The sequence below is a fragment of the Natrarchaeobius halalkaliphilus genome (assembly GCF_003841485.1).
Lineage (GTDB): Archaea > Halobacteriota > Halobacteria > Halobacteriales > Natrialbaceae > Natrarchaeobius > Natrarchaeobius halalkaliphilus.
The window spans coordinates 545,903-564,334 of record NZ_REFY01000003.1 but is presented as its reverse complement, the minus strand read 5'-3'; the positions used below and the strand labels follow the sequence as shown (position 1 = coordinate 564,334).

Here is an 18,432-nt window from a genome sequence, read left to right as displayed (position 1 = left end):
GACCGATGTCGCTGCTCGAGTTCCCGGCGGTCGGCTCGCCCTAACGAAGTGGGTGGGGACGGGTCGGTCGAATGGGGGCTCCGAATATCGCCCGCGAACGATCGTCGGCGGCCGGTCGGGCGGCGCTGTTGGATCCGCATTACAATCCACCACTTTGATAATCGAAGTATTGGACCACGGCCGGTCTCGAGTCCATTTGAACCCACTGATGATGCTATGAACACACGGGAACACATCGTTCGAGGCTTCAAGGCGACGCTGGTCGCTCGAGCGATCTACATGCTCTCGAGCGCGCTGTTGATGTTCGTCCTCGCGCGGTACCTGCTCGATCCCGACGGCTACGGCGCGCTGTACTGGACGATCGGAATCCTCGCCGTCGTCCAGCTGTGTGCCGACCTCGGGTTCGGGAAGTCCCTCGCTCGGTACGTCTCGGAATACAACGAGAGCGATCCCGGACAGATCCCGCACCTGCTGCGGACTGTCGTCTCCTACAAGCTCGCCGCCCTCGGCGTGGTCTGTGGGGCGTTGTTGTTGTTCTACGAACAAATCGCCGTGTTCCTTGGCGATCCGAACGCCGCGCCGTTTCTCGCTGCCGGCGTTCTCTACGTGATCGTCAACTCGTTTAACGTGTTCAGCCAGATCGCGTTCCAGGGGTTCAATCGGCTCGGCTACAGCGCGGCAGTCCAGGCGATCGGCGGCGCGACGCGATTGCTCTTTGCGGTCGCGTTCGTGCTGTTGGGACTGGGCGCCCTCGGCGCACTGCTCGGATACGTCGTCGGCTACGCGATCGCCGCCACGTTCGGCCTGACCGTCCTCTACTTCCAGTTCTACCGAACGTACGAGCCCGCCGAGACGTACGAGGAGGGGCTCTCGCGACGGCTCGCGGAGTACAGCGTTCCTCTGACCGCGACCCGGAGTGCGAACGTGGTCGACAAACAGATCGATACGGTTCTCGTCGGAGTCTTCCTGACGCCCGCCGCGGTGGCGTTCTACACGCTCGGCAAACAGATCACGGACTTCGTTCTCGCCCCCGCGGAGTCGCTCGGATTTACCATCTCTCCGAACTTCGGTGAACAGAAGGCCACGGGAAAGCTCGAGCAGGCCAGAGAGATCTACGAGACGTCGCTAACGCACACGATGCTGGTGTACATCCCGGCAGCGACCGGTCTCGTGATCGTCGCTGAGCCGTTCATCACGATGGTGTTCGGGGCCGACTACGCGGGTGCCGTTCCGGTCCTCCAGATTCTCGCGGGCTTTATCGTCCTCCAGGCGATCACGAACCTGACGAGCGACAGCCTGGATTATCTCGGACGAGCGCGGGCGCGAGCGGTCGCGAAAGGCGGAACCGCGGCGGCCAATTTCGGCCTGAATATTCTACTCATCCCGACGATGGGCGTCGTGGGTGCTGCGATTGCGACCGTGCTCACGCACTCGGTGTACGTCGTCGTCAATCTCTACATCGTCCACCTCGAGCTCTCGTTGCGCGTGGGTCGACTCGCGCGGTCGATCGCGCTGATCTGTACGATCACGGCCGCGATGGCCGTCGCCGTCTCGCTCGTGACGCCGCTGATCTCGAACGTGGTGATGCTCCTGATCGCGATCGGGCTCGGCGCTTGCACCTGGGCCGCGCTCGTGATCGCGAGCGGATTCGTCGACCCGCGGGAGGTTCGCTCGATCATCGGATGATTGTGAAAGACAAACGTGGGTAAGAGCGTCCCTACGTACGGACAACTGGGAATACTTATCCGACTGGTTTGTGTGTATCCGCTATGACCGGCGTCGATCCAGTTACTGTGGGCGTATTAAGTTTGCATACGAGCAAAGAGACGAAAGCGATCCTCAACGCAGTCGAATCCCTCGGCCACGACACCGAGTGGCTTCGCAACGAGAACACGTCCGTCAGCGTCGAGGACGGAACCGTCTCCCTCGAGCCGTCAGTCGACGTGATCGCGAATCGGATGTTGCTCTCGAACACCGAACAGCCCGCCGAGGAACTCGGCCTCGCGAACACGTTCAAACAGCTCGTTCCGATGCTCAACGAGCCCGCCTCGGTGCTGACGGCGATCCACAAACTCTCGACGGCGACGACGCTCTCTGCGAACGACGTTCGGACGCCGGACGTCACGCTTTCGCTCAACAGCGAACGATTGAACGCCGTCCGCGACCGATACGGCGAGGAGGCGGTCTACAAGACGGCGATCGGAACCCACGGCGGCGGAACGTGGAAGGTCGGCCCGAACGAGCCGGTCAACGCGAAAGTCGGGAACCGGTATGCGTTCCTCCAGGAACTCATCGACCGGGACGACTCCCGCCACCGCGACGTTCGCGTCTACGTCGTCGGCGGCGAGATCATCGCCGCGATGTACCGCTATGCGCCGGACAACGACTGGCGCACGAACGTCGCACTCGGCGGCAGCGTCGAGGACGCGACCGAGGACCTTCCCGAGGAGGTTCGTGACCTCGCACGACGCGCGGCCGACGCCGTCGACCTCGACTACGCGGGCGTCGACCTCGTCGAGAGCAACGACGGCTGGTTCGTCCTCGAGGTCAATCCGACGGCCGGCTTCAAGGGACTGTACGAGGCGACCCACATCAGCCCCGCACCACACATCGCAAAGCTCGCGATCGAACGCGGCGGCGGCGAGGTCGACGAGGAGCGCGTCGCGGAACTCTCGAACGTCCTCGACGATTCCCAGCCGACGGCACAGCCGGTTCAGACGAGCGCGGGAACCGAGGAAACGGCCGTCATCGGCTACACCGAAGACGTCGTCCTCTCGGGAACGAGCGGCTCGAAATCCGTCCTCGCGAAGTCCGACACTGGCGCGACCCGAACGAGCATCGACACCGCCCTCGCCGCCGACATCGGGGCCGGTCCGATCAAGTCGATCACCCGGATCAGATCCGGCAGCTCGAAGACCGCAAAGAGTCGCCCCGTGGTCGACGTCGTCGTCGGCGTCGGCGGAAACCAACACACCGTCACCGCGAGCGTCGAGGACCGCGGTCACATGGACTACCCCGTCCTGCTCGGTCGGGACATCCTCGAAAACTACCGGGTCGACGTCAGCCGACGAACCGACCGCGACGCGTCCGACACGCCGGAAGAAGAGGAGTAACGAAACTCGATTTTCGAAGACGGTTCACCGAGAGCGCGAGCCGGGCGTCCACGAGCCGTCGAAGTCCTCGTGAACGAATTCCTTGGCGTCCGCGCCCGCATACGTTCCGACGACCTGCCCGTCGCCCTCGAGGTAGTACTGGTAGGTCGTCAGCCCCTCGAGACCGACGGGGCCGCGGGCGTGGATTTTGCCGGTGCTGATGCCGACCTCCGCACCGAGACCGAAGCGGTAGCCGTCGCTGAACCGGGTCGAGGCGTTGTGAAAGACGCTCGCGGAGTCGAGACTCCGCATGAACGTCGCCGCCCGATCCGAATCCTCCGTGACGATCGACTCCGTGTGCTTCGAGCCGTAGGCGTTGACGTGAGAGAGCGCCGCCTCGAGCGAGTCGACGACGGTTATCGAGAGGATCAGATCGCCGTACTCGGTCGCCCAGTCCTCCTCGGTCGCCGCGTCGATGTCGACGATCGTCCGCGAGGCGTCGTCGCCCCGGAGTTCGACGCCCGCCTCAGCGTACCGGTCGATCGTCGCAGGGAGGAACGCTTCCGCGACCTCCTCGTGGACCAGCAGAGTCTCGACCGCATTACACACCGCGGGATACTGCACCTTCGCGTCGTAGGCGATCTCCGTCGCCATCTCGAGATCCGCCTCGCTGTCGACGTAGACGTGACAGACTCCCTCCGTGTGGCCGAGGACGGGGATGCTCGTGTTGTCCTGAATGTAGCTGACGAACGCGGAGCTACCGCGCGGCATGACCAGATCGATCGAGTCGTCCATCTCGAGCAACGCGTCGACGTCCGCTCGGGCCTCGACGAGCTGGGCCCAGCCCGCCGGCGCTTCGCTCGTCGCCTCCCGGATGATCTCGAACAGGACCCTGTTCGACTCGCTCGCCTCGCTCCCCCCTTTTAAGATGACCGCGTTGCCCGACTTGAGCGCGAGAGCTGCGATCTGGACGAGCGCGTCCGGACGCGACTCGAAGATCGTTCCGATGACGCCGATCGGAACCGTCTGTTTGTAGAGTTCGAGATCATCGTCGAGCCGTCGCGCGGTCTGGGTCTTCCCCAGGGGGTCGTCCTGACCGGCCACGCTTCGGACCATGTCCGTGATACTCTCGAGTTTCGACGGCGAGAGCTTCAGCCGGTCGACGAGCGCCCGACTGTACTCGCCGGCCTCGAGGAGTCGCTCCGCCTCCTCGACGTCCGTCGCGTTCGCCGCGATGATCTCGTCGCGGCGGGCGTCGATCGCATCGGCGATCGAGCGGATCGCGCGCGAACGCTCGTCGTTGGAGTACTTCGCAAGCTCCAGGGCGGCGGTCTGTGCCTCTTCGACCTTGGATTCGGTGGATTTCTCAGTCATCGGTTGATCCGTTGGGTGGTACGAATAGTGTCCCGACTGCCTTGCCAGCAACGATCTTCTCGAGGACGTCCGCTTCGGTCGACTTCGCGATGACGGCCGGAATTCCGTGTTCGCTTACGGTTCGCGCGCCGGACACCTTCGTCTGGATGCCGCCGAAACTGGCCGACGAGCTCCGATCGACCAGCGTCTGGACGTCCGCGTAGTTGCGTCCGACGGCCTCGATTCGCTCCGCGTCGGGGTCCTCTTTCGGATTGCTCGTATAGACGCCGCCGACGTCGGTCAGCGTCACGAGCAGATCGCTGTCGACGCCGATCGCGACGGACGACGAGAGCATGTCGTTGTCGCCAATGCGGATCTCCTCGGTGGCGACGGCGTCGTTTTCGTTGATGATCGGAACGATACCCCACTCGAGCAGCGTCTCGACCGTGTTTTTGAAGTTGGTGAACCGATCCGGGTTGTCCAGATCGTTTTGCGTCAGCAGTATCTGGGCGACTTTCCGGTCGTATCGCCCGAAACTCTCCGTATACCGGTGCATGAGGTGGGACTGGCCGACGGTCGACAGCGCCTGTGAGGCTTCGACCGTATCGTCGGTGTAGCCGACCCGACCCGTCCCGGCTCCGACCGCGCCCGAGGAGACGAACAGAACGTCCCTGTCCTGGTCGAGCAGGGAGACGACGTCGTCGACGAGCTTATCCAGCTTCTCGTTGTCGAGGTTCGACTCCTCGTCGGTCAGCGAGTTCGTTCCAGCCTTGACGACGACCCGCTCGGCGTCCATCGCGAGCCGTCTCGCCGCCTCGACGGCACCGGGTTCGGCCGTATTACTCATCCGTAAACTCCGTCGCGAGTTCTCTCGAGCGACGTTCGGCCGCGGCGACCGCGTCTCCGACCTCCGCTTCGACGGCGCTGTCCCAGAGGACCTCCATGCCCTCGATCGTCGTCCCCTTGGGCGAGCAGACGGCGTCGATCAGATCCTCGATCGACTCTTCCGACCGGAGAATCGTCTCCGCTGCGCCCTTGAACGTCTGTGCCGCGAGCGTTTCGGCCTGATCGGCCTCGAGTCCGGCGTCGACCCCGGCACCTTTCATCGCGCCGATGAGATAGAACACGAACGCCGGACCGCTGCCGTTGACCGCCGTCGCGATGTCCATCCGGGCCTCGTCGATCTCGACGTACTCGCCCACGTCGTCGAGGAGCGCCCTGACCTCGTCGGGGATCTCCGATCCGGTCACCGCGGCCGCCATGTCGCCGGTCTCGGCGGCCAGGTTCGGCATGATTCGAACGACCGTCGCGTCCGTTCGGTCCTCTATGAACTCCGTCGGAACGCCGGCGGCGATAGAGACGAGCGTCTGGTCCGACGAGAGGTCGAGATCCTCGAGAACGACGGCGACGAGATCGGGTTTGACGGCGACGATGACGAGATCGGGTTCGGTCGCACGCTCGATATCGGTCGTCGTCTCCGCGCAGTGATCCTCGACCGCCGCGAGCGCGTCCGGATCGATATCGTACGCCGTAATCGTGTGTTTGCCGGTCCGCGAAAGCCCTCGAACGAGGGCACTCCCCATGTTTCCACATCCGATGACGCTGGCACGTACCATTCTATGTCCATTCGACGGGGCGAGGGGCACATAGCAACTTTGATTTCGAAGCGACCGCCAGCGTCCTCGACGGCGACTCGCTCGCGATCGAATCGGATCTCCGTCTCGGTCGACCACGATCCTTTTGGTCCGTCGCCCGTACTTCCGTTCGAACGATGGTCGAACCCGACACCGAGACGAGTCAGGACGGAGCGTCCGTGCTCGGATCGGACCCCGTACTTGCCGCCGTGATGGACCGCCACGACCTCGATCCGCTCGAGCCCGCCGAAAACGAGTTCAAGCGCCTCTGCGTGTCGATCATCAACCAGCAGTTATCGAGCGCGAGCGCGGCCGCGGTCCGCGACCGCGTGTTTTCGGTCCTCGACGATGAGGTCACGCCCGACGCGGTACTTACGGCCTCCAGCGACGACCTCCGGGACGCCGGTCTCTCGCGAACGAAAGTCGACTTCGTCCGAAACGCCGCTCGAGCGTTTCTCGAGCGAGACCTGACGCGTTCGGGGCTGGCCGACCACGCCGACGACGAGGTGCGAGCGGAGCTGACGCGGATCGCGGGCGTCGGCCCGTGGACGGCCCGAATGTACCTCATCTTCGTCCTTCAGCGGCCGGACGTCCTCCCGCTCGGTGACCTCGCCGTCCGGCGCGGGATCGAGACCCTATACAACGACGGACAGGAACTGACTCGAGCGGAGATGCGCGAAATCGCCAGACCCTGGCGGCCGCATCGAAGCCTCGCGACGCGGTACGTCTGGGCGGAGTACGAGTCCTGATCGACGACCGTGCGAGGAACCACTGATACGGTTTACTGTAAATCATTGCCGGCGCACCCGCGACCCGGACGGCGGGTGCGCCGGTAAATCGTTACAGTAATCCGTATGATACGCCACCGGCGAACCATCCGTCCCTCCGCTGGTTTCGTGAGTGGTTCGTGACCGGAGCGTTACCGCAGACAGGCCGCGACGACCTCGAGCATACCCTCGCCGCGAACTTCCTCGGCCAGCAGCGGCACGCGACGGACGTCCGTCCCTCGAAACAGCTCCTGGGCCTCCGAGAGCGCCTGTTGCTGGACGTCCCAGCGGCGCTGGCAGAACGCACAGTCCTCGAGGTTCGGCCGGAGGAACTCGCCGGTGACGTCCTCGGTGACGTCCGAAAGCGGTTCCATGACGCGGTTGACGACGACGGTGTCCACCGGGATGTCGAACTCCTCGAGTTGCTGGCGGAGGCGCTTTGACTCGAAGACGCTCATCTCCTCGGGAACCATGACGATCCGGAAATCCGTCCGTTCGGGATCTCGAAGAGCTGCCCGAAGGCGCTCGATTCGCTCTCGAAGCGCCTCCAGGTCCTCCATTCCGCCCGCCTGTTCGGGAACGTCGTCACCGAACATGCCCTTCATCTGGTCGAACAGACCGCCGATCCGCTGGCGGAACTGGAGCAGTCGTCCCATCATGCTGTCCATCAGTTCGGGCAACTGGAGGAGCCGCAACGTGTGACCGGTGGGTGCCGTATCGACCACGACGCGCTCGAAGCGCGGATCGTCGAGGTACTCGAGCAGGAGCTGCATCGCCGCCGCCTCGTCGGCACCGGGCATCGCTCCGCCGAAGAGGGCGTCCATGGGGTTTTCGCCCCCGAGCATCTCTCCGAGTCCGCCGAGATCGCCAGCCCCGCCACCGATGCCGGTGTCGCTGTCGAAAGCCGCCCCTTCACCCGCGTCGGAGCCCGCTCCGGTCCCGGGAAACGTCGCCTTCCCGCTCTCGATGGCGGCTTCGGGATCGATCTCCACCCCGAAAAGGGGAACGTCGTCGCGGATTCGACCGGGCTCCGCCGGAACGTCCGTCTCGAAGGTATCCGAAAGCGAGTGGGCAGGATCAGTCGAGACGACCAGCGTCCGCGTACCGCCGCGGGCGCTGTCGAGCGCCGTCGCGGCCGCCATCGTCGTCTTTCCGACCCCACCCTTTCCTCCGTAGAGGACGTACTCCGGTCCCTCGAGTGGCTCGTCGGAGGGCTCGACCTCGATCGTCTCGCGGTCGCTCGCGGAGCCGACGTCGTCCGTCGGCGTCACCTCGATCGCGTGTGCGCCGTCGTCGTGGGTCGCCTCGGTTCGGTCCTCCTCTTCGACCGGCTCGACGTCGATCCCGCTCATACCCGTCGATATCCACCGCTGACACGAGTATTCGTCGGTCCGTCTCCGTCCGTCTTCAACCGCCGACCGGCGAGACGGTCGTCGTCTCGCCGATCAAAACTGTCCTCACTCTCGATCGGCGCGGTCCCGAAACGGCGATCGGAACCGATCTCAAACCTTGATCGGAGTCGTCCTCAAACGCCATTATATTATACAAACAATATCGAGATACCCCTGGTCAGTATTATCATATAACGCCTAGCATTATATGCGAGTTCGTTGTCGATCGATGCGAACGGCGGGTGGTGTGAATTCCGTCCGATCACCCGCCTGCGAACCACCCATGACCGCGAACCTGACTCCACGTGCGAGCACGACGAATTCGACCGACACCGGATCGGATCCGCTCACCGATTCGGGTGCGACTCCCTCGACGGATCCCTCCTCGAGTGCTTGTACGACCGACGTACTCGAACCGTTTCCGTACCGTATCGACGAGACCGCGAGCGAACTTCCGTCCCCGTCCGCCAACGGCGTTCTCCGATCCGATCGTGCGTGCGACACGACCGGCGTTGCCGGGCGGCTCTCGTGTCCGGCCTGTGGCGAAGCGACGGTCAACGGCGCAGGGCTGTTCACCTGCGTCGAGTGTTCCTGGGACGGATCGCTGCGGTAGAGGACAGACGGATTGCTGCTCCGGGCTACATCTCCGGTTGTACCGCCACCCAGCGACAGCGATCCCCCTCACTCGAAGAAGGCCGCCAGTCGCTCGGCCGCCGCTTCGACGCGGGGGGTGACGAGCGCGAACCGAACCCAGGCCGCTCGCGAGTCACCGAACGCCTCGCCGGGCATCCCCGCGACGCCGGCCTCGTCGATCAGCCGGAAGACGTTCTCGAGGGTGCCGGGATACTCTTCGAAGCGGGCCATCACGTAGAACGACCCCATCGGCGTCGTGTACGACGCACCCGCGGCCTCGAGAGCATCGGTAAACGTTTCGACGCGCTCGCGGAGCAGCGCGCGATTTCCATCGTAGTACTCCGGGTCGGTCTCACGGAGTGCGTTTAACGCCGCGTACTGTGCGGGTCTGCTGGCGGTGACGTTGACCAGCATGTGTCGGCTCTTGGCGCTCGCCGCGAGCTTCGGCGGGAAAATCGCGTAGCCGACGCGAAAGCCGGTTATCGCCATCGACTTCGAAAACGCGTTCGTGACGACTCGATGATTCGACTTCGCTGCGAGGGCGCTTTCGAACTCCCCGGACAGATCGTAGCGGTCGTACACCTCGTCGCTGATGAGGATCGCGTCGTACTCCTCCGCGATCGCGACCAGCGAGTGGATCGTCTCCGCCGGATAGACCGCACCGGTCGGATTGTTCGGTGAGTTGACGACGATCGCCGCGGTCTCGTCGCTCGCGGCCGCGCGAACGGCTGCCGGATCGAGCTGTCCCGTCGCGTCAGTCGGGACGAACGATTGCGTCCCTCCGAGCATCGTCGTCTTCCCGGGATAATAGGGATACACCGGATCGGTGAGCAGGATTTCGTCGCCCCGGTCGCGCTCGAGTGCACACGCCATCGCGAGGTAGTTCGCCTCAGCAGCGCCGTTGGTGACGACGACGTGCTCGGTGTCGACGCCCCGTCGCCTCGCGATCTCCTCGCGCAACTCGAAGAGTCCCTCGCTGGGCGGATACTGAAACGCGTCCGAGGGGTGGGTTGCGTACTCCGAGAGCCCGTCCCGAACCGCCGACGGTGGTTCCCAGTCCGGCTTGCCGCTCACCATATCGATGACGTCGCGATCAGCGCGCGAGGCGTACTCGATGACGCGAAAGAACAGCGGCGTCTCGTACTCCATGCTCGAGAGTGAGGAGTCGCAACACGTCGTTCTTTTCGTTCGATTCGGCCTCGGCCGGCGCTGGTTTCACGGTGGTCCCGCCCGTCGGTGCGATCATGAACGACGACATCGACCGGGGGCTCCCGATGGCGGTCGCGGACGCCTTGCGAGCGACCGACGAGACGCTCGCCGTTGCCGAGTCCTGTACCGGGGGATTGATCGGTGCGGCGATCACCGCCGTTCCGGGCGCGAGCGAGTACTTCGAGGCCGGACTGACGACCTACGCCTACGGCGCAAAACGACGTCTCCTCGGGGTCAGTCGCGAGGCGCTCGACGAACACGGTGCCGTCTCCGCACCCGTCGCACGCGAGATGGCGCGTGGAGTCCGCGACGTCACCGACGTCTCCTGGGGTGTTTCGACGACCGGAGTCGCCGGCCCGACCGGCGGGACGGACGAAACCCCCGTCGGAACCGTCTACATCGGCATCGCATACGCCGGCCCCTGGGACAGCGAATCTTCGTTCGCCACGACCGCCCGCTACGAGTTCGACGGCGATCGCGCGGCGGTTCGGGCGAAAACCGCCGATCGGGCGCTCGAGGACCTGCTCGAATCGATCGAGGATCGCGAGAAAATGAAGGCGTAACTGACGGTCTCGAGAGAAAGCTATTCGGCGGTCGGTTTCCGAGTAGGGTGTGAATGAACAAGAAGGGACACGTCCTGAACGCCGTGTTGTTGAGTATCGGACTGGGATACCTACTCGAGCCGGCAACGCAACTCTCACAGGCACAGGCGACGATCGAATCGATAGTGATGATCGCCGTTCCGGTGACTCTCGGTGCGCTGTTTCCGGACGTCGACACGGCGTTCGGAAAACACCGGAAGACGCTACACAATCTGGCGGTCCTGGGTGCGTTCGTCGCCTACCCGTACGCGTTCGCGGGCAACCTCGAGTACGTCTGGATCGGCGTACTCACGCACTACGTGCTGGACGTCGCGGGCAGCAGACGAGGGATCGCGTTGTTTTATCCGCTGTCCTCGACGGAGTACAGTCTGCCGACGGGGGTCGCAGTGAGCAGCAAATACGCAACCGTCGTGACGGTGATCGTCACGGCTGGTGAGCTAGCCCTCGCCGCAGCGATCGTCTACGAGGTTCCACAGTGGGGCTTCGAACTCGGACGACAAACGATCGGAATCTAGCCATCCCCTTTCAGACGATCTATTGTAACGATTTACCGCTGGGACCGCGATCCGTCTGCGGTCCTATCGGAAACGGCTTACAACGGTCCGTATCGGCCGTCCACTGATACGGATTACTGTAACGATTTACCGGCGCACCCGCGACCCGGGCGGCGGGTGCGCCGGCAATGATTTATAGTAATTCGTATGAGGAATGAAAACCGCCCGAACGCCGGTGGTTTCACCGGTCAGTTCAGGCCAGAATATCGCCGTTCGGACGGCGGCTCTTATCGTCGGTTCGGCATCCACTCCTCGCAGGCGTCCATATTGTCCATCGCCTGCTCGTGATACCCACAGTACGGAACCATGCCGGAGGTCGATCGAACGTACTCGAAGTGACGACAGTTTCCGCAGTATCGATCGGTCGGTTCGTCGGGATTCGGCCCGGAAGCCGCTGATTCGACGATCTCCGCTCCGTTTTCGCCGGTCGGTGCCTCATCGAGGGGTGAGGAGACGTCCGACGCAGCAGAGCCACCATCGCTCGATGGGACGCCACCGAGTCCGCGGCGCGGTTTCGTCGGCCCGTTCGAACGATCGGGTCCCGTTTTCGATCCCGAAGACAGGATCGTCCCCCCGTCTTCGTCCGCGGTTGTCGGATCGGACGATCGAGCGGGTTCTGGGTCACCGGAGGACCGCCCCTCCGAGTCAGTCGTCGCTTTTTCGTCGCCTGTTCCAGCACCGGGCGCGTTGGTCTGCGTTTCGACCTCACCGTCGGGCGTTCCGCCCAGGAACCCGACTCCGCCGAACTGACTCGACTCGCGGTCTTCGTCGGAAACCTCGAGGATCGTCTGATTGTGACGCGTGACGTTCATCTCGAGCATTCCACCGGGGTCGTTTCGCGTCTTGAAGTTGACGACGGCGGTGAACAGACACCAGACCGCGGTAAAGAGTCCGAGCAGATAGACAACCGAAACCTGAAACGTCAGATCCTCTCCGACGCCGTTCCAGTGGTAGGGATAGGCGTGCCAGAACAGGACGACACCGAACAGACAGAGGCTCGCGCTGATCGCGGCTGCGGCCTTGACGCGTCGGTTCGCGGGCAAAACGATGAAGACGCCGACGAGCGCTGCTGGAACGCCCAACCCGGCGAGTCCGCCGGCGATACGGACGGACGCGTACTGTGGTGCCATCTCCCAGGAGAGCGCGGTGACGAATCCGCTAAAGAGGTCGGTCGCCGCCATGAGGACGGCCACAACCGCAAGGATTGCGCCGAACAGGACGAGCGCCGTCCCCGCGTACAGCCGTCGGGGATCACGCATCTCCCCGGTGCTCCCCTCGTAGACGTCCGTCAGGCTTGTCATGCGTAGGCATTCGAACTCCTCTCACAAAAGCAGTACGTCAGACACCGATCAATTTCCGGAGAGATCGATCGTCAACCTCCCCGATATTTCACGGCTGATCGGGCGGAATTGGTGGCAATATACTTCCGGATATTCACCCGTCCTGGGTGCCCGTCCAGAGACGCGCTGGACCGACTCGAGTTCGCTCCGATCGATCGTTCCGTACCAGAGCGGACGATCAGGATCCGTCAGAAGCGAAACCTTGAATCGACGCGCTCACGAACCCAGTCGTATGAGCGACGACGAGGACGAGGAACCTGCCGTCTCACTCGGAGAGCACACCCCCGTCGAGGGCGCGCCCCTCGCCCGCGTGACTTCGCGACTGACCTGGCCGAAAGAGAAAAGCGAGATCGACCGCCTCGAGGGAGAGAGCGTCGTTCGGACGCCCGATGGTCCCACACCGCTGTCGTCGATTCTCGAGGATGTCGACGAGACGTACTTCCAGCGCAGTCAGGAGTTCGAGGGCTGTGTTCGCGCGGTTATCGGGACGGGTCCGATTCCGACAGCGGACGAGTAACCACCCGTGGCGACCGAGGACGAAACGCGGATCGAACGCCGGATTCGCGGCCAGTTCGACCGACTCTCCTGGGTCCAGAAGTCCCTGCTGACCGGCGCAGTACTGACGCTCCTCTGGATGTACTTCGTTCCGGGCGACCTGGACGAGCGGATCGTCGTCGACGGCATTCTCCTGATCGGCGGGCCGCTCGCGCTGGGACTCACTCACGGCCGACACATCGGATGGAATATCAACCGCGTTGCCGTCCGAAACGCAGTCTTGCTGTCGTTGTTCGTTCTCCCGTTTTATCTCGTCGGCTCGACGCTCCCGACGATTCGGGAGTTCTATCCGATGTGGTACACCTCGGCCGCACTGGGCGAGTTCGTGCCACACGCCGCACAACTGTTCTTGCTCGCGCTGGCGACCGAAACCTACTATCGGGGGCTGCTCTGTGTCGGTATCAAGGAGATCGGCTTCAAGGCGGTGTTCATCAGCCCGATCGTCTACATGATTCACCACGCTTCGAAGCCCCCGATCGAATTCCTGCTCTCCGGACCGACCGACGTCCTCTTCGGCGCAGTCGATTACAAATCGAACTCGATTCTCCCCTCCGTCATCGCCCACGGTGCCGGTCTCGTCTTGCTCGACTGGCTCATCCTGCACGATCCGCTGTTCGATCCGACGCCGGTACTTCAGTACCTCGAGTGGGTGCCGATCCCGCTGTGAGCGTCCGGCGAGCCACGAAACCGGACCGAATCGTTTCGTTCCCGAAACCTTTTGCTGGAGGCGCTCTCCCTACGTACTATGAAGGAGTCGCTGCTGGATATCTTGCGCTGTCCGATGGACAAACACGAACTCGAGCTCGAGGACGCCGAATACGGCGAGAACGGCGATGAGATCGTGGCCGGCACGCTTGTCTGTGTCGAATGTGGCGAGCGATACCGGATCGAAGACGGAATTCCCAACCTGCTGCCACCCGACATGCGCGAGGAAACACCGGCCTGATCGGCCAGATCGACCGTGTCCGGGACCCAGATCACCGTGTACGTCAACCGCGGCACCACCGACTCGCTCGAAGCTGAGACCGAGTCGATAGAGACTCATCGGACGTTCACGCTCGATCTACAGGGTTACGAACGGCCAGCACACGTTCACTGCCGGATTCTGGGAGATCTCGATCGGATCGTCTCGATCGACCAGTCGAACTACTACCTCGAGCCGGGAGTCGAAACGGGCGTTCCGGTCGAGATCGACTCGGCTCGAATCGACGAGCCCGTCGACGGACAACTCGAAATTGTGACGGGCTACGGCGCGGAATCCCTGACGATCGATCTGACGGTTACGCCCGCACCAGACACCGGGATCGACGTCGATCGGTCACTTTCGAAACCGTCGCGACCAACGCCCGAACCGAGCCCCTTCGAACAACTGTTCTCCCGCCTCGTCCTCGATACGTCAGCGATCGCCGTCCTCGCACTGGGCGCGATCGCGGTCGCTATCGCGACGATCACCGCGGCGACGATCGGCGGCCTGATGGCGCTGATCGGACTCGCCATCGTCGGTGCCGGCGTACTCGTTGCACTGTGGTTGCTGTTGTACTAGCGCCGAAGCGGTTCACTCCTCGTCGGACGACCGCGCCGTGAGCGCGCCGTCGTCGAAGCGCTTCGCTCGGAGGTACCGCGCCCGATACCGGTTCGCACCGTCGTAGACGTCCGCCTCGCGAACCTCGTCGGTTCGTCCCTCCGCGACCGCATCGATCAGCTCGGTCAGCTGATTGAACTCGCTCGTGGTCAACTCGAGTTCGTAGGTCCGTTCGTCCTCCGATTCGAGGATCGTCCACTTCCGGGCTGCGGCGATCACGAGCGAACACGGCTCGCGACAGGGGAACTGGCCGTCGCCACCGTCGACGTCGAGTTCGGCATCCTCCTCGTACTCCCACTCTCGACGGCGCAGACACTGCGAGTCGACACAGCAGGCTTCAGCCATCCACTCGACGGCCTCGCGGGGTAGTTCGTCGACCACGTCGTAGATCCCCGTCTGGCGCTCGGCGGTCTCGAGCCAGTGGTCGACGTCCAGATTACCCCGTCGCTCGCGGTGCCAGTTCGCGATCGTCGCCGGATACAGAAAGTCGACGGCCTCGACGAGGTCGTCGCCCGCGAGGTCGGCAAAGACCCAGCCCGACTCGAGCGTCGGCGCGGTCTTCAGCGGTCGATAGCGCCCGTTCTCGTCGGTAGTCGCGATATCGCGTGCGTCTCGAGGCTCGTCCAGCGCCTCGAGATCCTCGCGCTGAGCCCCGTCGTCGTCGACGTGTCGAAGTTCGTAGACGCGCCCCCCGCGACGGTCGTCGCCGTCGTCGAAGCTCACGGTGATGGAAAGCTGTCCCCACTCGCGACTGATGCCGGTTCTGATTGCGTCGTAGCGCTCCGGGAGCGAGCGGATCGGTTCGGTCTCCGCCGTCCCCCGTTCCGTGATTCCTCGGTCTCCGTTTCCGGCGGCCGTCGGTTCGGTTTCCCCAACCGGTGCCCGTTCACACCACCGGAGAAACGCACGCCGGGCGGTCCCCTCGCCGCCGACCGTTTCCTGCCAGTAGGACCAGTTCGTGACGTACTCCGCTGTCGACTCGAGTGCTCCTTCGAGTGCGGATTCGTCGAGCGACGGTCGTCGCTGATCCGGCGTCTCGAGAACGTATCGCCCGTCGCCGTCTTCGGATCGCTCGAGACGGAATCCATCGAGCGCGACTCCATCGTCGGCGCGCTCGAGCAGCGACTCGACGTGTGTCCTCGACACCGTCACGATCAGTCACCCGCTCCGGTACTCGCGTCCGAATTCACGCCACCATCGCCGGTGGCCGTCGTCGCCGCGCGGACGGCTGCGATCGCCTCGTCTATGTCGGCCCCGGCGTCGGCCGCCCGCTCGAGGATCACGTCGGCCATCAACCCTTCGGTCCCGACGGCACCGGCGTACCAGATGCGGTGGCCGTCGACCTCTGCCGGGACGTCCCACCCGCGTCGATAATCCGCCGTCAGGCCCATGTCTTCGGGGATGTCCTCTTGCGTGTGGTAGCCGTCAGCGACGAACAGCGGGACGACGACGACGTCCTCGCTCTCGAAGTAGTCCGTGACGTCGTCGACTTCGGGCGGTTCGTCCATGAACAGGGCGTTCACCTCGTCGAAGCGTTCGCGCTCTCGAATCCGGCCCGCGTGGTACTCGATCGCCTTCGCGGAGTTCTCGTTGCGTTCGGTACCGTGGCCGACGACCGCCAGGCCGAATCCCTCGCCCACGCTCGGATCATCCGTGACGGTTTCGGCTCGTCCGACGATCACGTCCGTCATCGCATCGTGCGTTCCAACCGGGCCGCAGTAGTGGATCGTTTTTCCGACGTCGGTCGCCTCGAGCGTCGCCTGGGAGGCGTCGGTTCCGTTCGAGTCCCACAGCGCCGGATCCCACTCCTCGAGTCGAAGTTCGCGCGGGATGACCTGCTCGGTGAAATAGCCCTCGCTGATGAACAGCGGAACGACGAACACCGATTCGGACTCGAGGGTTCGGATAACCTCGCGAAAGTGTGGTTCTTCTTTCCAGAACGCCTCACGAACCTCGTCGAACGCGCCCGTCTCTCGGATGGCGTCCGCGTGAGCGTACGTCGGATCCGAAGCGTTCGGATTCAGGTGAGATCCGTGTGCCGCGATGACCAGCGCTTGCATGGCTCGTCGTTAGGCTGGAAGCGATTTAGGGACTTCGCTGTCGGTGGTCGTCACCGCCATCCGCCCAGCGATCGGGGTCGGACTCGTCGTCTCTCGATCCGCTCACCCGTTCTGTGGAACGGTTATCTCCGCGCGCGCCTCGCAGGACGTCTCTCGTGCGAGCAGCTCAGCGACGGCGGTGTACTGGCCCGGCTGTGCATCGGTCCAGCTCCCGTCGTACGTCGCGACGTCGTCGGTATCGAGGCGCTCGGAGCCGAGCACCTGAGCGAACGCGCGCCCATCGGAGAACGCGAACTCCACGGCAGGGGTACCCCCACCGCCGATCGAGACCGTCGGTTCGAGCGTTCCCTCGAGCGTCATGCGGTCGGCTTCGGCCCGGCGGACATATCTCTTGGTTGGATCCGCCTCGAGACGAACAGTATATCGGCGGCCGCGTCCAACCCGGAGGCGTGCAACTGGTCGGGTACGAACCGAGCGGACGCGGGTCGGCGCTTCTCGTGAGCAACGGCGGGTCGATCGAACGACGGGTGATAGAGCCCGGCGACCGACTCACGTACGCCCTCGGCTCGCGTCGCTGTGCGGGCGTGATCGACGACGGGACGCACCTCGCTTGCGAACGCTCGGCCGCACCGTACTGTGACTTTCATACCAGCACCTGGGTCTGTGCCCGCTGTACGGGAACCTGTCTGAAAGACGAGATGGACTGCTACGAAGAACACGCGGTCTACCTCGCGGCGTTCGCCCCCGAAACGTTCAAGGTCGGCGTCACCCGACGCCGGCGGCTCGAGACCCGTCTTCGCGAACAGGGTGCAGACCGTGCGGCTCACGTCCACACCGTTTCGAACGGCCGGATCGCCCGCCAGATCGAAGCCGAGATCGCAAGGCGGCTCGTCGACCGCGTTCGAACGGACGCGAAAGTCGCTTCGCTCGCCAGTCGGGTCGACGAGGACGCCTGGCTAGACGTCCTGACGTCGTTCGACGTGATCGACCGGTTCGATCTCGAGTACGGCTTCGACGTCGAGACCCGACCCGTTCGCGAGACGATCGCGACGGGAATCGTCGTCGGCCTGAAGGGGCGGCTGCTGGTCCTCGAGAACGGCGGGACGACCTACGCCGTCGACATGCGCGATCTCGTCGGCTACGAACTCGAGACGGGTGAGACGGACCGAAACCTCCAGTCGTCGCTCGGTTCCTTCGGCTGAGACGGTTCTCCGTGTCCTCGGCTCGGTCCACGATGCGGGGTTTTCGAGGACGACATCTCGACGGGGACTCAGGGTCCGATCCCCTTCACGGGGACCTCGGTTTCGCAGTTCGGACACGCCGCGTGGTCGTCGGAGCCGGTGTACGTCCAGCGCTTGCCACACTCGTGGCACTCGAGTTCGACCTGATCTGTGCCGTCTGTCGTGTCGCTTCGGGTGTTCCGAAACCGAGAGATCGTGGAATCGAGATCGTCGATTTCCGTGTCGTCGATCGGAACGCGGTGAGCGACGTCGACTTCCACCCCTCCCGAATCGCGGCTTTCGGTGTCCGCTCTGACCAGCCAGAAATCGGTTGGCTCGCCCGCGCTCGCATCCACAATGCTGTACCGTCCCTCGCTGACGATCGCCGGTCTGTCCGAACCCTCATCGGTCATACGCCCACCTCCCACGCCGATGGGGTT

21 protein-coding genes are annotated in these 18,432 nt (G+C 64.0%); 11 read left to right on the top strand and 10 right to left on the bottom strand.

The window, feature by feature from the left end:
• Positions 1–216 precede the first annotated feature (216 nt).
• Together EA462_RS09755 and EA462_RS09750 are read left to right on the top strand one after the other, a co-directional pair.
• Positions 217–1,686: a flippase gene (locus EA462_RS09755; RefSeq protein WP_124178376.1), complete on the top strand. Its 1,470-nt coding sequence runs from the start codon at positions 217–219 to the stop codon at positions 1,684–1,686.
• Positions 1,687–1,769: 83 nt separating this feature from the next.
• Positions 1,770–3,113: a RimK family alpha-L-glutamate ligase gene (locus EA462_RS09750; RefSeq protein ID WP_124178375.1), complete on the top strand. Its 1,344-nt coding sequence runs from the start codon at positions 1,770–1,772 to the stop codon at positions 3,111–3,113.
• 24 nt (positions 3,114–3,137) lie between these two features.
• Here EA462_RS09750 and EA462_RS09745 read toward each other — a convergent pair whose 3' ends face one another.
• From EA462_RS09745 to proC, 3 genes are read right to left on the bottom strand one after another with little or no spacing between them, the layout of a single operon-like run.
• Positions 3,138–4,466: a glutamate-5-semialdehyde dehydrogenase gene (locus EA462_RS09745; RefSeq protein WP_124178374.1), complete on the bottom strand. Its 1,329-nt coding sequence runs from the start codon at positions 4,464–4,466 to the stop codon at positions 3,138–3,140.
• A complete protein-coding gene (proB, locus tag EA462_RS09740; RefSeq protein ID WP_124178373.1) occupies positions 4,459–5,292 on the bottom strand; it encodes a glutamate 5-kinase in 834 nt (277 codons plus the stop codon). The genes EA462_RS09745 and proB overlap by 8 nt, the downstream gene beginning before the upstream one ends.
• Entirely contained in the window at positions 5,285–6,061 is a 777-nt protein-coding gene (gene proC / locus EA462_RS09735; protein ID WP_124178372.1) for a pyrroline-5-carboxylate reductase, read from the bottom strand. The genes proB and proC overlap by 8 nt, the downstream gene beginning before the upstream one ends.
• Before the next feature lie 155 nt (positions 6,062–6,216).
• Between proC and EA462_RS09730 the strand changes: the two genes are divergently transcribed.
• Positions 6,217–6,828: a DNA-3-methyladenine glycosylase family protein gene (locus EA462_RS09730; protein WP_124178371.1), complete on the top strand. Its 612-nt coding sequence runs from the start codon at positions 6,217–6,219 to the stop codon at positions 6,826–6,828.
• 170 nt (positions 6,829–6,998) lie between these two features.
• Here the strand turns inward: EA462_RS09730 and EA462_RS09720 are convergent, their stop codons facing one another.
• Positions 6,999–8,198, bottom strand: a complete 1,200-nt coding sequence (locus tag EA462_RS09720) for an ArsA family ATPase (protein WP_124178370.1) — start codon at positions 8,196–8,198, stop codon at positions 6,999–7,001.
• 268 nt (positions 8,199–8,466) lie between these two features.
• On the opposite strand from EA462_RS09720, the gene EA462_RS09715 reads away from it, so the two are divergent.
• Complete coding sequence (locus EA462_RS09715; protein ID WP_124178369.1) at positions 8,467–8,850, top strand: hypothetical protein; 384 nt, start codon at positions 8,467–8,469, stop codon at positions 8,848–8,850.
• 68 nt (positions 8,851–8,918) lie between these two features.
• Here the strand turns inward: EA462_RS09715 and EA462_RS09710 are convergent, their stop codons facing one another.
• The gene (locus EA462_RS09710) at positions 8,919–10,019 is read right to left on the bottom strand and encodes a pyridoxal phosphate-dependent aminotransferase (protein WP_124178368.1); all 1,101 of its coding nucleotides are present in this window, start codon (positions 10,017–10,019) and stop codon (positions 8,919–8,921) included.
• 95 nt (positions 10,020–10,114) lie between these two features.
• On the opposite strand from EA462_RS09710, the gene EA462_RS09705 reads away from it, so the two are divergent.
• Together EA462_RS09705 and EA462_RS09700 are read left to right on the top strand one after the other, a co-directional pair.
• The gene (locus EA462_RS09705; RefSeq protein ID WP_124178367.1) at positions 10,115–10,642 is read left to right on the top strand and encodes a CinA family protein; all 528 of its coding nucleotides are present in this window, start codon (positions 10,115–10,117) and stop codon (positions 10,640–10,642) included.
• A 53-nt stretch (positions 10,643–10,695) separates the two neighbouring features.
• On the top strand, positions 10,696–11,196 hold the full coding sequence (locus EA462_RS09700) for a metal-dependent hydrolase (RefSeq protein WP_124178366.1): 501 nt from the start codon (positions 10,696–10,698) through the stop codon (positions 11,194–11,196).
• 266 nt (positions 11,197–11,462) lie between these two features.
• Here EA462_RS09700 and EA462_RS09695 read toward each other — a convergent pair whose 3' ends face one another.
• The gene (locus EA462_RS09695; RefSeq protein ID WP_124178365.1) at positions 11,463–12,536 is read right to left on the bottom strand and encodes a DUF7139 domain-containing protein; all 1,074 of its coding nucleotides are present in this window, start codon (positions 12,534–12,536) and stop codon (positions 11,463–11,465) included.
• 271 nt (positions 12,537–12,807) lie between these two features.
• Here EA462_RS09695 and EA462_RS09690 point away from each other — a divergent pair, with 271 nt between their 5' ends.
• The 4 genes from EA462_RS09690 to EA462_RS09675 all read left to right on the top strand — a co-directional run bounded on the left by EA462_RS09690 (position 12,808) and on the right by EA462_RS09675 (position 14,673).
• Positions 12,808–13,092: a DUF5789 family protein gene (locus tag EA462_RS09690; RefSeq protein WP_124178364.1), complete on the top strand. Its 285-nt coding sequence runs from the start codon at positions 12,808–12,810 to the stop codon at positions 13,090–13,092.
• Positions 13,093–13,098: 6 nt separating this feature from the next.
• Positions 13,099–13,797 carry a CPBP family glutamic-type intramembrane protease gene (locus EA462_RS09685; RefSeq protein ID WP_124178363.1) on the top strand — a complete coding sequence of 233 codons (699 nt, stop codon included), beginning with the start codon at positions 13,099–13,101 and terminating at the stop codon, positions 13,795–13,797.
• 78 nt (positions 13,798–13,875) lie between these two features.
• Positions 13,876–14,076: a methytransferase partner Trm112 gene (locus EA462_RS09680; RefSeq protein WP_124178362.1), complete on the top strand. Its 201-nt coding sequence runs from the start codon at positions 13,876–13,878 to the stop codon at positions 14,074–14,076.
• A gap of 15 nt (positions 14,077–14,091) precedes the next feature.
• The gene (locus EA462_RS09675) at positions 14,092–14,673 is read left to right on the top strand and encodes a DUF7524 family protein (protein ID WP_124178361.1); all 582 of its coding nucleotides are present in this window, start codon (positions 14,092–14,094) and stop codon (positions 14,671–14,673) included.
• A 12-nt stretch (positions 14,674–14,685) separates the two neighbouring features.
• Here EA462_RS09675 and EA462_RS09670 read toward each other — a convergent pair whose 3' ends face one another.
• From EA462_RS09670 to EA462_RS09660, 3 genes are all read right to left on the bottom strand, one after another.
• The gene (locus EA462_RS09670) at positions 14,686–15,864 is read right to left on the bottom strand and encodes a DR2241 family protein (RefSeq protein ID WP_124178360.1); all 1,179 of its coding nucleotides are present in this window, start codon (positions 15,862–15,864) and stop codon (positions 14,686–14,688) included.
• Between the two features lie 2 nt (positions 15,865–15,866).
• A complete protein-coding gene (locus EA462_RS09665) occupies positions 15,867–16,772 on the bottom strand; it encodes a CbiX/SirB N-terminal domain-containing protein (protein WP_124178359.1) in 906 nt (301 codons plus the stop codon).
• A gap of 102 nt (positions 16,773–16,874) precedes the next feature.
• Positions 16,875–17,132, bottom strand: coding sequence for a BsuPI-related putative proteinase inhibitor (locus tag EA462_RS09660; RefSeq protein WP_124178358.1), 258 nt, complete (start codon positions 17,130–17,132; stop codon positions 16,875–16,877).
• 89 nt (positions 17,133–17,221) lie between these two features.
• Between EA462_RS09660 and EA462_RS09655 the strand changes: the two genes are divergently transcribed.
• Positions 17,222–17,974: a DUF2797 domain-containing protein gene (locus EA462_RS09655; protein WP_124178357.1), complete on the top strand. Its 753-nt coding sequence runs from the start codon at positions 17,222–17,224 to the stop codon at positions 17,972–17,974.
• A gap of 68 nt (positions 17,975–18,042) precedes the next feature.
• Here the strand turns inward: EA462_RS09655 and EA462_RS09650 are convergent, their stop codons facing one another.
• Positions 18,043–18,405, bottom strand: coding sequence for a hypothetical protein (locus tag EA462_RS09650; protein ID WP_124178356.1), 363 nt, complete (start codon positions 18,403–18,405; stop codon positions 18,043–18,045).
• Between the last annotated feature and the right edge of the window lie 27 nt (positions 18,406–18,432).